The 12,249-nt window shown below is 58.1% G+C and carries 7 protein-coding genes and 5 pseudogenes; 7 read left to right on the forward strand and 5 right to left on the reverse strand.

Features of this window, described 5'->3' with window-relative positions; all coding sequences use genetic code 11:
• Positions 1 to 315: 315 nt before the first annotated feature.
• Positions 316 to 1,513: pseudogene (locus tag X743_RS01000000169545) on the forward strand (IS256 family transposase).
• Between the two features lie 544 nt (positions 1,514 to 2,057).
• Here the strand turns inward: X743_RS01000000169545 and X743_RS1000000171425 are convergent.
• From X743_RS1000000171425 to X743_RS141325, 4 genes and pseudogenes are all read right to left on the reverse strand, one after another.
• Positions 2,058 to 2,345 carry a LysR family transcriptional regulator gene (locus tag X743_RS1000000171425; RefSeq protein WP_198028507.1) on the reverse strand — a complete coding sequence of 96 codons (288 nt, stop codon included), beginning with the start codon at positions 2,343 to 2,345 and terminating at the stop codon, positions 2,058 to 2,060.
• Positions 2,346 to 2,855: 510 nt separating this feature from the next.
• Positions 2,856 to 3,124 (reverse strand): annotated as a pseudogene (locus tag X743_RS1000000173710) (IS66 family transposase); the annotation flags it as partial.
• A 59-nt stretch (positions 3,125 to 3,183) separates the two neighbouring features.
• Complete coding sequence (locus X743_RS141330; RefSeq protein WP_023768697.1) at positions 3,184 to 4,179, reverse strand: 2-oxoglutarate and iron-dependent oxygenase domain-containing protein; 996 nt, start codon at positions 4,177 to 4,179, stop codon at positions 3,184 to 3,186.
• Between the two features lie 225 nt (positions 4,180 to 4,404).
• Entirely contained in the window at positions 4,405 to 5,112 is a 708-nt protein-coding gene (locus X743_RS141325; RefSeq protein ID WP_023768698.1) for a class I SAM-dependent methyltransferase, read from the reverse strand.
• A gap of 1,412 nt (positions 5,113 to 6,524) precedes the next feature.
• Here X743_RS141325 and X743_RS1000000171430 point away from each other — a divergent pair.
• Positions 6,525 to 7,748: an acetyl-CoA carboxylase biotin carboxylase subunit family protein gene (locus X743_RS1000000171430; RefSeq protein ID WP_084555640.1), complete on the forward strand. Its 1,224-nt coding sequence runs from the start codon at positions 6,525 to 6,527 to the stop codon at positions 7,746 to 7,748.
• A gap of 698 nt (positions 7,749 to 8,446) precedes the next feature.
• Here X743_RS1000000171430 and X743_RS141315 read toward each other — a convergent pair.
• Positions 8,447 to 8,863, reverse strand: a complete 417-nt coding sequence (locus X743_RS141315; protein WP_023768702.1) for an integrase core domain-containing protein — start codon at positions 8,861 to 8,863, stop codon at positions 8,447 to 8,449.
• A gap of 280 nt (positions 8,864 to 9,143) precedes the next feature.
• Here X743_RS141315 and X743_RS1000000173715 point away from each other — a divergent pair, with 280 nt between their 5' ends.
• From X743_RS1000000173715 to X743_RS0137285, 5 genes and pseudogenes are all read left to right on the forward strand, one after another.
• Complete coding sequence (locus X743_RS1000000173715) at positions 9,144 to 9,677, forward strand: 2-oxoglutarate and iron-dependent oxygenase domain-containing protein (protein ID WP_245264326.1); 534 nt, start codon at positions 9,144 to 9,146, stop codon at positions 9,675 to 9,677.
• Entirely contained in the window at positions 9,566 to 10,072 is a 507-nt protein-coding gene (locus X743_RS1000000173720; protein ID WP_245264327.1) for a 2OG-Fe(II) oxygenase family protein, read from the forward strand. The genes X743_RS1000000173715 and X743_RS1000000173720 overlap by 112 nt, the downstream gene beginning before the upstream one ends.
• A 132-nt stretch (positions 10,073 to 10,204) precedes the next feature.
• Positions 10,205 to 10,523: pseudogene (locus X743_RS1000000171435) on the forward strand (transposase); the annotation flags it as partial.
• A 98-nt stretch (positions 10,524 to 10,621) separates the two neighbouring features.
• Positions 10,622 to 11,631 (forward strand): annotated as a pseudogene (locus X743_RS01000000169560) (IS110 family transposase).
• 256 nt (positions 11,632 to 11,887) lie between these two features.
• A pseudogene (locus X743_RS0137285) lies at positions 11,888 to 12,085 on the forward strand (DDE-type integrase/transposase/recombinase); the annotation flags it as partial.
• Positions 12,086 to 12,249 lie beyond the last annotated feature (164 nt).

Genomic DNA, 12,249 nt, shown 5'->3' on the forward strand with positions numbered 1-12,249 from the left:
GGAGCGGAGGCAGCCGAAATAAATTCACCTGGCAGGCAACTTTTTTGCGGGTTCAGGCCATCATCGAGCATGCCTATGAATCGGCGTTTCGCGAGGCTACGAGCTATTCGCTCCTCGGACAAGGGTGTTCAAAGGCACGCCGGGTGCGAGCTCTACCTCAGGCGTTCCGCTTTTCGGCCAACACCTCGCTCACCCGTTCACCCGCTCATCCGCTCGGGGTAGTGTGCTGAGAGTTCTGCAAATTCGCTGAGAGTGGGCGGTCATGGCAGGCTGGTGATTGTTCACGTCACCTGATTCCCGCGAAGGAACGCCACCATGACCAAGACTGAAGTTAAGACCGCCAGCGCTGCCGTCAAAGACATTTTGCTTTCGAACCCGGATGGATTGCACGAAGTGCTCCGTGCGGTGATGCAGGAGGTGCTTGAGGCCGAGATGGACGAGGCGCTGGGTGCCTCGAAGAGCGAGCGCACGCCCGAACGGCTTGGCTATCGCTCGGGCTATTACGGCCGCACCCTTGTGACGCGGGTCGGCAAGCTCGAGCTGCGGTTTCCGCAGGACCGGGCCGGGCGCTTCTCCACCGAGCTGTTCGAGCGCTACCAGCGTTCCGAGCGGGCCTTGGTGGCGACGCTGGCCGAGATGTATGTGCAGGGCGTGTCAACCCGCAAGGTGAAGGCGATCACGGAAGAACTGTGCGGCCATGCCTTCTCGGCCTCGTCGATCTCGGCCATCAACAAGCGGCTGGACGAGAGCCTCGCTGCCTTTGCCAGGTGCCCCCTTCAAGATCCGTTTCCTTACCTCATCCTCGATGCGCGCTACGAGAAGGTGCGTGAAGCCCGGTGTTGTCATGAGCCAGGCGGTGCTGATCGCGGTCGGCATCGACTGGGACGGAAGGCGCCAGATCCTGGCCGTGAAGATGGCCAATCGCGAGAGCCGCTCGGCCTGGAGGGACTTCCTCGTCGGCCTCAAGGCGCGCGGCCTCAAGGGCGTCGAGTTGGTCGTGTCCGACGATCACGCCGGCCTGGTGGCAGCGATCGGCGAGGTGATCCCCGAAGCCGCCTGGCAACGCTGCTACGTGCACTTCCTCAGGAACGCGCTCGACCATCTGCCGAGGAAGCACGGCGACGACTGCCTTCAGGAATTGCGCTGGCTCTACGACCGGCGCGATCTCGCAGAGGCCAGGGCTGATCTTGCCGCATGGCTTGCCAAATGGTCGGCACGCTATCCGCGCCTGACAGGCTGGGCCGAGGATGCCATCGAACAAACCCTGACCTTCTTCAGGCTGCCGAGACAGCACCACAAGCATCTCAAGTCCACCAACATGCTGGAGCGGCTCAACGAGGAAATCCGCCGGCGCACCTATGTCGTGCGCATCTTCCCCAACACCGAAAGCTGCCTGCGCCTGGTCAGGGCCTTGGCCGTCGAGACCAACGAAAACTGGATGGAGGCCAACCGATACATCAACATGGACGACCTGCGCGAGCACAAGAAGCTCGCTCTGCGCCAAGCCGCATGACCAGCATCATGGCCGCCCCATTTTGCAGAACTTGACGCACACAACCCCGCTCGGCCCCCGGCGACAGGCTCCGGCTGTCGTTCCACGTCAGATAGTATCCTCCGTGGCGTCCAGTTCGAGGTCGGTGATCCTGATGAGCTTGCCCTCTTGGGCCAATGTTAGCGACAACCCGTGCCAGCCCACGGGCAATGCACTGATCAGCCGGTGGGCTTGCAAAGCCACGGAGAACTTACTTAGGGATTCCCAGGACCTCGTCCCAGCCGGCCAAGTCAGGTTCGATTCATTCGACCTTCAGGAGCGGCAGTTGGGGCAAGCACTTGGGATTGCATCGCTGTGCTCCTAGCGAAGCCGGGATCTCAGACCGGGTAGATGACACGCCCACTAACAGCCGTCTCGTCAGGCCATGAGCCGCACCCCTAAAGGATGGGCAGCTCGACTTGAGCGCCCCAATAGTCGCGCAGACTGTTGGAAATCACATGATCAACTTTGATATCAGCATGCAGTGCCCAATAGCGCGGCATGCGCGGCGTCAACCGGATCGCCGCTAGCGCATCGCTCGAAGCATCATGGCGTTCCCGGGACGGCCGCGTTTCATGGTCCTGACGACATCGGACGCCTTGGAAAGGCTGCTTGCCAGTGCGCTGAAGATGTCTTTGCCAGCGCTGGTAAGCATCACGCCGGTTCCTCGCCTCACAAACAGCGGAACACCGAGATCGTCCTCAATGGTTTTGATCTGCCGACTGATTTCTGCCGACGTGACGCCCAGCTCGGAAGCCGCAAGCTGGAATGAGAGGTTGCGTGCCGAGGCCTCGAATGCCGTGAGGGCAGTCATCGACGGGAGATCGTAATACTGCGGAACCATTGAAGAAACCAATCTAATCGGGAGTCGCGCACGGAACAACAGGAGTATCCGCTCGCCCTCTGGCCCATAAAGGACAGCCGCCATTTTGATCAACCACACCAGCCTCGTTAACGGACGTCCGGCGGTCCGCCGTGACCCGAGCAAGTTGCATGCCGAATTGGCGCACAGTTTCAGCTGCACCCACTTCCCATGCCGGCTCCCGGCCCCTGGCGGCCTTTTCGTCGGGTTTCGGACATTCTTGTCCTGCTCCAGACACAAGGTTTGCAGATAGACATGCACGGGACTTCACATTGACGATGTGAGATCCGGCGACCCTGTGAGAATTTATGACAAGCCCCGTCACTCGGGTTGTATTCCCATCTTTTCCCCTGCCGAGGCGGTCAGAGTTTGCGTGCGCGGCCACGACAAGGTTCTTCGTAGCGAGAAGTTCGGATCTGGGCTTTGCCGCTCGCTAGGATTGGCACGGTGGTGCGGTCAATCATGCAGACGCTTGGCAGCAACCACATGCGCCCTAATCAGCGCGTGGTTGGCTTCAGCACCGCGGCATAGGCGCCGACCTGCAGCTTGGAGAGCTCGGATCGATGCCCCTGCGGTGACAAGCGCCCCGCCGGTTCATCGGCTAATGCTGACGAAACTTCTGAAACAGGATCATCGCCATCTGGTTCGGCCCGGCAAAGCCGCGCAAGGGATATGGAAGGGGGCAGGCGGCTGCGTCTCGCAAATCGACAGGTAAACTTCTCGCGCCCCGTAAAAGTGTGGCGGCAGTGTCAGCTGCAGTGTCACCAGAGTAAATGCCTGTCCGCTCTCATCACGCGTTGGCCAAGTGAGCGTAACTTGCTGCGAAACGCGCGAATTTGTGCTCGCCGCACATCACCGAGTTGTAGCGAAGCGGGTTGCTGTCGGTGACACATGAGGGCAATGCTTCGATGATCGCGTTGAAGTCAGCGTCGATAAAGAAGGGGATTGAGTATCTCTCGCGTCCCGAAGTATTCACCACGCGATGCATGTTCGCCAGGTAGACATCATTGGTGAGCCGCTGAATCAGATCGCCAATGTTGATTACGAATGTGCCGTGAATTGGAGTGCCCTCAACCCAATCGCCATCTCGGTTCATGACCTGAAGACCACCCACGTCGTCCTGCGCCAGGATTGTCAGATTGCCGTAGTCCGTGTGGGCGCCAATACCTATGATCTCTTCGCCAATATAGCCACTTTGCGGCGGATAATGAAGCAGGCGCTGAATGCTGATGGGGTTGCGCATGGATTTCTCGAAATAGCTTTCCGACTGGTCCAGACTGAGCGCGATTCCCTTCAAGAGTATTTTCGCGAGGTCCACCATTTTTTGATGGTATCCGTACGTCAATTCCTGGAACTCGGGAAGATTTGAGGGCCACGGGTTGGGGCCAAAGAACGGACCTTCCAACTTCGAACGTTCAGGTCCGATGTCAAAGCACTCCTTCAGGTCTTTCGTCTTGCCCGGGTCGGTGTTCTCCCCGAACGGCTCAACATATCCGCGGAGCGCCACATCGGATTTGCTAACATGCAATGTCATCTTCTCCGACGTGGGCAGATCAAAGAACCGACGGCTCACATCGAACACCGAATGCACGAGATCCGGCGGAATACCGTGGTTCTTCACATACATGAACCCAGTATTCGACAACGCCCAACGTATCTCCCTCGCAACCCTCTGCTTATTGCTGCCATCGAGAAGCGGTGCGATGTCAACGACGGGCAGCTTGTCAAAGCTTTCGCGTTTCGCGCGCAGCTTGTCGTCCAGTTTGGCTACGAGATATTTGCGCATTCTTCACCTCTGTTTGACGATGAGCCGAGACAACGAATTTGGCATTTTTTGACCGGCAGCATGCGGGAGGATGGTACCTAGCGCGATGCGTTTCTTGTGGTGGTGCCATCCTCAACAATGTAGAAAGACACCGGACTTTTGGCAGGGCATGCGTAGGCGCTCGCGCTATTCGTGTCGCCTTGCAAAGGCTGCAACTCATCGCTAGCGAGTTTTGCGACAGCGTCATCATGGCAGCTCCTCCGTTGGTGCGCTGGCCTTCTTGGGCACCTGGAAAACCCAGTAGTGCGCGTCCTCCTCCGCGACGTATCTGCCGTCGTTTAAACGCTGTGCCGGCACAAGGATGCCGTCATCATGCAGACGCTGCACCTCGTCTTCAAAGGATGTAGCCACCGCATAGCTCTTGCGGGTGCTTGCGATGACGAATCCGTTCGGGCGCGTGACGCGAGCCAGTTCGCGAAGCCCATCCGGTCGGACATGCCCGAGCGTGAAGACGCCGCAGCTGACCGTAATGTCATAGCTCGCACTAGAGTGATGGGAGAGCCGCTCGTTAAGGTCAACATCGCCTCGGACATGGCGGTAGACGCGGGTTTGCCGGGCCCTTTCGGCCATCTCCACTGAGAGATCGAACCCGTCGATCAACCGAAACCCGAGGCGTTCCAGTTCCACGCCGACAAGGCCTGTTCCGCAGCCAGCGTCCAGGATTGCGATGGCTGCTCGCTGGCTGGCCAAATAGGCCGTCTGTACGGCGCCCGCCAATTCCGCCACGATCATCGGCCCGCAGTACCCATCGCGGCCGACATCCAGATCGTAGGAACTGGCCCATTCGCGATAGAAGTGGGACAAACGATCGGCGTCGCTGTCGAGGGCATGGGAATCTTTGATGCGCTTTCGTGCGGCTTGCTCCAATGTCGTCTGCTGATCGCGGGTGTTCATGATAATTCCTCTATATAGGGATTAGGCGTAGATGAGATGAGATGCGGTGCAGTCATCGGCGGCGAAACGGCCGAGGCTGGATCTACAATCGTTCTCTTCTATTGCCGAGCATGGCTGTCCTAGGCGCTTCTAGCGGAGGCACGCCAAGTGCTGCCGCCGGACAGGCGATTCCAGTGGCAGGCAGGTTACGACATATGTCGCAATCGCGGGTCGCATCGCGGTGCGTTTTGTCATCAGGTGTCCTTTTTGAGCACGTCGTTCGCGGCGCCGCCGGATTGACGTCTTCTTTACCAGATAGCCGGCGCCCAGGAGCTTGGCGATCGGTCCGCCCAACGCTGTCGGTAGCAATGAATGTGGTTCATTGTGGAAACTAGTGGCGCGCACGGCGCCTCGTCCAGCCTCTACAGCAGACATGGGGGGTTCCTTTCGCAACTCAGTCAGCGAGACCTGTAGATGAAGCTCCGTCGTTGCGAAAGAATATCATCTGGATCTTACGATTATCAAGGTATATTACGTTAAGAATACACTACATAATGTTAATCTTACCCACCGCCGCCTAACGTTTATGTCTTGTTACTGTCACAATTCGTCAACAAAACATTTTTATGCATTGCGACTTTTTCGATGGAGGTTTGGCGAAGCCCTCTTTGGCAGCCGCGAGAGGTCGAGATTGGCTACGGTGCGGTCCGGAGGGAACCACGTTGATCTCAAGGCTGCTCGAAGTGAGCGCCAGCTGATCGGGATCGAGCTTCTCCGATCTGCGGCTGGAAGGACGCGTGGTGGAGTTCACGCACCAAAATGCTCCCGGCGTTCAGTGCGCGCGGCCTGGCACCTGCTGTCGATTTCGTCGAGTGCGCGACACAGGGCAGGAGCTCTGTCCCAATTTCTTGCAGCCCATTGAATAATACGCAAGAACTCTCTGTCTGGCCTGCGTCTGCACAGTTGGCACGAGTTTTGATGCTCCCTCGTTGCAGCTGATCGATGTGATTGAGGCGTAGCTTGTGCTGACGCTTCAAGTTAAAAGCAAGATTGTGAAGCTTTTTTCCCTAGTATTAGGTGCGGTTCTGTGGTGCATCAGACCATCGCGGGCGCTGATCAGTCCGGCCAAACTTGCTGGCTCGTGGTCAACTGGAGTAAGCCAGACGTGCTTGTGATCGCCTGCAGAACGGAAAACTTGGGTGGGCTCCGGTGGGAACGCGCTCATCAGGCGTCATTGAGGACGGTAGCCGCCCTGTTCTGACTCAGCCGCTGGCAATATAAATTCACGGAATCTTTACATTCGAACCTAACGGTTAGTGGTATCCTTTGCCGGTAACTTGAAGACGCCAATACAGGTTGGGATTGATCAAGGCCACGATAATACGATTATTCGTGGAAAAGGCGCATGGCACGAATCTGGGAGTCATCACTCAATGGCAAGAAGAGCACTTATTATAGTTGAAGGGGCAAGCAATGGAGCGTTATTCGTGCAAGCGGCTAGGCGCCTTGGCCTTCACCCGATTGTACTGTCAGCCGACCCGTCTCAGTACAACTACGTTTCTATGGAAAAAGATGAGATAGTTCGGGTCAATACGAACGATGTCTCTGCTCTCATCTGGGAATGTTCCAGGATTCGTGCGAACTGTGAAATTTCTGGCATTACATCTTCCTGGGAGTCGTTCTATGCGACAGTTGGCAAGCTCTGCCGGCATTTCGATCTACCGGGACCAAATCCTTCGTCAGTTGAGCGTTGCTGCGACAAAGTCGCTCAACGTCAGCTTCTTGCCGAGGCCGGCGTTCCCTTACCTGCTTATCGCGCGGCAGTGAACGCCACGGAGATCGAAAGTGCTGCTGCGGAGATCGGCCTCCCGGTGGTTCTAAAGCCAGCGGTAGGCAGCGGTAGCAGTGGTGTCCGTTTGTGCCGCAATGTCGATGAGTTGGCAGAACATGCGAGCTTTCTGTTGGATGGAAAACACCCGTGGCGGTCTTCGCCTAGAATGCTGGTGGAAGAATTCGCGGAGGGCCCTTATTACAGCGTGGAGATAATGGGGAGTGAGGTCATCGGGATTTCCGCCGGGGACTTCGGCTCCCCACCGCATTTCGTCTTTCGTGGTTACACTTATCCGGCGCGGCTGACAGATGAGGAGCGTCAGCGAATTGCCGATGTCTGCCTGAGCTGTTTGCGAGGGCTTAGTCTCGGCTGGGGACCAATGAACGTTGAACTCAGGTGGACGAAGCGGGGCCCGGTTGTAATTGAGGTCAATCCGCGTCTTGCTGGCACGCCCATCCCTCAACTGGTCCAAGCGGCTGATGGAATCGATCTCATCACTGAGCACATCAAGCTTGTCATCGGTGAGAAATGGGACTTGCGCAAAAGGCAATCGAATACCGCGCGGGCACAGCTGCTTGTTCCGGATCGCGACGGTATCCTCGATTGGCTCGAAGGCGCCAGCAGGGCGGCTGCTGAACCAGGTATCGTCGAGGTCAAATTGTTTACTGAACCGAAGACGCTGATTGTCAGGAGAGGCGATTATCGAGACTGTATCGGACATGTGATCGCTGCTTCACGCGGTTTTGCTCAAACCGAGGCGATACTTCAGCGTGCTGTAGGCTTCATCGATTGGTCAATCAAACCAAATCCATCTCTCGACGGATAAAACCTTCGCTCGCCGTATCCACGGACAAGTCCGGACCTCCGGCGCGCAGCAACTTAGCGCAACCTAGCCAACGCAAGGGCAGCCCGGCCGGTTGTCTGTGTTGCCGGGCTTTTTACGAGATCAGACAGGGCGACCACCATGTGTTCATGGCGAGCGAACTGATCAGCCCATAGAGACCATAGCCGGTCGAGCCGGCCTCGTAGCAGAATATGCCCAATCGGACTTGGAGGCGATCCGTTTGAGAACTCGGCGCATGCTCGTATCCGATACGTCGATCCCGCCGAAGAAGCAAACCTTTCCCTCCCGGCCGGCGTCCACGCCGTGCACCTGAAAGACGTCTTGGCGACATCCAGACCGATTGTGCTAACCTTCTCCATGAACGGTTCTCCCTCATGTCACCTTCGACAGCCACACCGGGAGCGGAGGCCGTCCATTACATCAGGTCACCTGCAAGACACGTTTGTGGTTTACTTGCCAACCCTCACGGCCAAGAAGGGCGCCGATCCGTCGATAGCCATAGTGCCGTTGGCCAAGGCCAGCTTTGAATAACGTCTCGCAGACCAGTTGTCCTGCTGCGGCGCCGACTGCCGCCAGTGCGGTAGTATCCAGCCCTGCTGACACGGGCGAGACGGCACATCTGTCAATTCCTGGAGAGCCTTGCGGCACATCTGGAGTGCGCCCCTTCGGGTGGACACTGATCAGGCTGCGGTTTTGCCCGTCTGCCGGATGTGTTGATCCTCGAACTGTTGGGGGCTGAGATATCCCAGCGCCGAATGGAGCCTGCGTTTGTTGTAGACCTCGTCGATGAAGTGGGGAAGGTGCTCGGCAACGTCCTGGAAGGTTTCGAGCGCCATCGGATAGACCGCCTCGAGCTTCAGGGTCTTCATGAAGCTCTCCGCTTTGGCATTGTCATAAGGATTGCCTCTGCGGCCCATCGAGCCGGCCAGACCGTAGCCGGCGAGAAGCTGCCGGTAGGCTTGGGCAGCATATTGGGAGCCGCGATCGGAATGGTGAACGCAGCCTGGCGGTGGCTTTCTGCGCTCGATTGCGGTGCGCAAGGCGGCGCCCGTCAGGCGGGCATCGATCGCGCGGCCGATGGCGTAGCCGACGATCATACTTGTGAAGTGATACCCCACTTCTAATTCAACCAACCGCAAGCACGAAAGAGATGGGCGATAGGTCCGACAGACTCGCGTTTCAGTCGCTCTCCAAACACATCAGGGCGAACTGTGCCCGTAACAGCTATCAGACGCCACGAGATGAGCCGCCTGCAACATACGGCCGTTCCTATGTGAGCACACTGTCTGGACGACGGAAGATACATTGCGATCAACAATGTGCACTACAACGTTTTTCAGACGCCCCACAGGGGCAAAGCACGAATGAGGAGTGACTATGACCACGCTACCGCAAATATCACTGGCGAAACTGTCAGCCGATGCAACGCGACGTGAAGAGCAACAGCACTTACGCGCAACCTGCGAGGAGTACGGGTTCTTTTACCTTATCGAGCACGGAATCCCGAAGGAACAGATCGCAGAAGCGATCGACGCTTCCCGGCGGTTCTTCAAATTGCCACAGTCGGTCAAGGAACGCTATGGTCAAGCTGCCCAAGACGTGTACCCCGCTACCGCCCGTGGATACAGTCCGTTTCACGGCGAGGTGCTACATCCCGACACCGGCCCCGATCCAAAGGAACTGTTCGACCTCGGAGTCGAGGACGAATACGACCGGCGTCATATGGCGGACTCACGCGCTTCCCGGATGACGCCCTGGCTCCTGGTTTCGCGCGAAACCTGCTTGCTTTGCAGGCTACTGTGCTTAACGGGGTTGTCCCGCAGCTTGGGAACGCGCTTGCCGACCTGCTCGATATGGAACAGGGCTGGTTCCAACGCCATTTCAGCCCGCCAACAGTCCTGCAACGGGTGATCCGGTATCCAGCTAGCGGCGGCGTAGCCGGCAAGCATACCGACACTGGCTTCTTCACGCTACTCCTGCAGGAGGAACTCCCTACGCGCTCCTTGCAGGTGTGGGTTAAAGGGCGCTGGACGCCGGCGCCGAGCCTGCCCGACAGTCTAGTAGTCAATTTGGGCGACATGCTTCAGGCCTTGAGCGACGACCGATTCAAGAGTACGCCGCATCGGGTCGTACACAACGGTTCGACCGACAGGATTTCGCTGCCGTTCTTTATCTTTCCCAACATCGACGCTCGGCTGATCTCGCGGCAAGGGAAGTACACCTTCAGTGTCGCAGAAGTGATGCTGCGCAACGCCACGTCACAGGAAAGCGGGAATGGCGCCGGACGTGCGCGAGAGTTGCAGTAGTTTAAGACGTGCGTAAACTGGGGCGACGACGCGGCATACGTCGACGAGGTGTACGCAAATCAAGGATGTGTTGCAAAGTTTTTGGTAACCAGGCGCATGGCATTGGGCTCCGGTGTTCCCCGGAGAGTTGAGATGTTCAAAGGCCGCCATTTCGACCAATCCGTGATCTTGCTTTGCATTCGCTGGTATCTGGCCTACGGGCTGAGCCTACGTGATCTTCGAGAAATGATTGGCGGAGCGTGGCATTAGTATCGATCATTCAACGATCCATCGCTGGGTCGTTCATTTCGCGCCGCTGCTGATAGAACGCTTTAACCGGCGCAAGCGCCCCGTGACCGGCAAATGGCATGCGGACGAGACTACATGAAGGTCCGCGGGCGATGGATATACCTATCGCGGCATCGACAGCGTCGGCGACACCGTCGAGTTCTGGTTCAGTGAATACCGAGATCCGCCATCTCCTGACCTGATGTGGTGGACGCCCTCCGCTCCCGGCATCGCAATGTGCCAAAGTGTGGCTGTCGAAGGTCACATGAGGGAGAGCCGTCCATGGAGAAGGTTAGCACAATCGGTCTGGATGTCGCCAAGCACGTCTTTCAGGTGCACGGCGTGGACGCGGCGGGCGCGGTGGTTGTGCGCCGGAAGTTGCGTCGCGACGATGTCGTCGCATTCTTTGCGTCTTTGCCGGCATGCCTGATCGGCATTGAAGCCTGCGCAACGAGCCATCACTGGGCCCGCGTTCTCATGGGGCTGGGTCATAAGGTCCGGCTGATGCCAGCCTCCTATGTGAAGCCATATGTGAAGCGGCAGAAGAATGACGCGATGGACGGAGGCGATCTGCGACACGGTGACGCGGCCGTCGATGCGCTTCGTTCCGGTGAAGAGCGAGGAACAGCAAAGTGTGCTGATGTTGCATCGAGTTCGTGAGCTTCTGGTCCGACAGCTGACCATGCTGGTGAACGCGCTGCGCGGCCACCTGGCCGAGTTCGGGATTGTGACGCGCCAGGGCATTGCCGGCGTCGGGATGCTGATCGGGCTCGCCGAAGACGAGAATAGCGCGCTTAGCCCGCCGCTTGCCCGAGATGCGCTTGTTCCCTTGGTCGAGCAGCTACGGGCAGCGCACGAGAAGGTCCGTGAGCTCGATCATCAGATTCACGCCTGGCACCGCTCGAATGAACTGAGCCGGCGACTGGAAACGATCCCCGGCATCGGTCCAATCACCGCCAGCGCGATCGTTGCAACCGTGACAGACGCCTCCCTGTTCAAATCCGGCCGGCAACTCGCGGCTTGGCTTGGACAGAACTCGTCCGGAGGAAAGGATAGGCTCGGCCGGATCAGCAAGCAGGGCGATCCCTATATCCCGACTGCTTGTCGTTGGCGCACATGCCGTCCTCAGATTCAGCCGCAAGGGCAAAACAGCGCCTACCCGCTGGGCTGCCGAGCTTCTGACGAAGAAGCCCTATAATGTCGTCGCCGTTGCTCTTGCGAACAAGATGGCGCGGATCGTCTGGGCGCTGATGACTACGGGCAAGCGCTTCGCAACTTCGCCGGCAGCGTGACGTAGGCGCAAGGGATACGCAGAGATCGGTGAGGTGCTGATGGTGTGATGGTGAACGGTCGAACCGGGATCGGACAAACCCGCTCAGTGGGTGCCGCTCAAAAAACGCGTTGACCTGTCTGGGATCCGATCCGGGGACTTCATCAGGGCCAGCGGCATGAACAGGCCGCACTCAAAGGCCGAATACATGCCTGCACCCGACCGACCTGTCATCAATGTCACAAAGCCCTTGCCACGCGGAGGCCTGTCATCCAGTGGCGATTAAATTAGAGGGCCGTCCCGATCGCATCGTCATCGACGGCAGTCAGACCAGGGAAGACATTGTTTCCTGTGATGCCACAAGTCGATTGCAGGATTGCTCCCGGCGCCGGTCAAAGCCGACCCGCATCCGCCAAAGCCAATACCTCAATAACCGCATCGAGCAGGATCATCGGCGCATCAAGCGCCGGGTGCGGCTGCGCATTTCGTAAAGCCGGACAGGGGTTCCGCTAATTCCCGGACAGCGATTTCGGTAATTCGCGGACAGTTTGGCGGCGACGGTCCTCGGGTGCCTTGTTGCGTTCATGGATGATTGATTTCGCTGTTTTCGGCGCCGGTCAAGAGGGGCGCTGCCTTTTGC

The organism is Mesorhizobium sp. LNHC232B00 (genome assembly GCF_000502435.1).
Lineage (GTDB): Bacteria > Pseudomonadota > Alphaproteobacteria > Rhizobiales > Rhizobiaceae > Mesorhizobium > Mesorhizobium opportunistum.

Excerpts from the sequence above, each read along its gene's own strand:
- X743_RS141330 (WP_023768697.1), bottom strand. The coding sequence starts at position 4,179 with ATGCGCAAATATCTCGTAGCCAAACTGGACGACAAGCTGCGCGCGAAA.
- X743_RS1000000171425 (WP_198028507.1), bottom strand. The coding sequence starts at position 2,345 with ATGACTGCCCTCACGGCATTCGAGGCCTCGGCACGCAACCTCTCATTC.
- X743_RS141325 (WP_023768698.1), bottom strand. The coding sequence starts at position 5,112 with ATGAACACCCGCGATCAGCAGACGACATTGGAGCAAGCCGCACGAAAG.
- X743_RS1000000173715 (WP_245264326.1), top strand. The coding sequence starts at position 9,144 with ATGACCACGCTACCGCAAATATCACTGGCGAAACTGTCAGCCGATGCA.
- X743_RS141315 (WP_023768702.1), bottom strand. The coding sequence starts at position 8,863 with ATGATCGTCGGCTACGCCATCGGCCGCGCGATCGATGCCCGCCTGACG.
- X743_RS1000000171430 (WP_084555640.1), top strand. The coding sequence starts at position 6,525 with ATGGCAAGAAGAGCACTTATTATAGTTGAAGGGGCAAGCAATGGAGCG.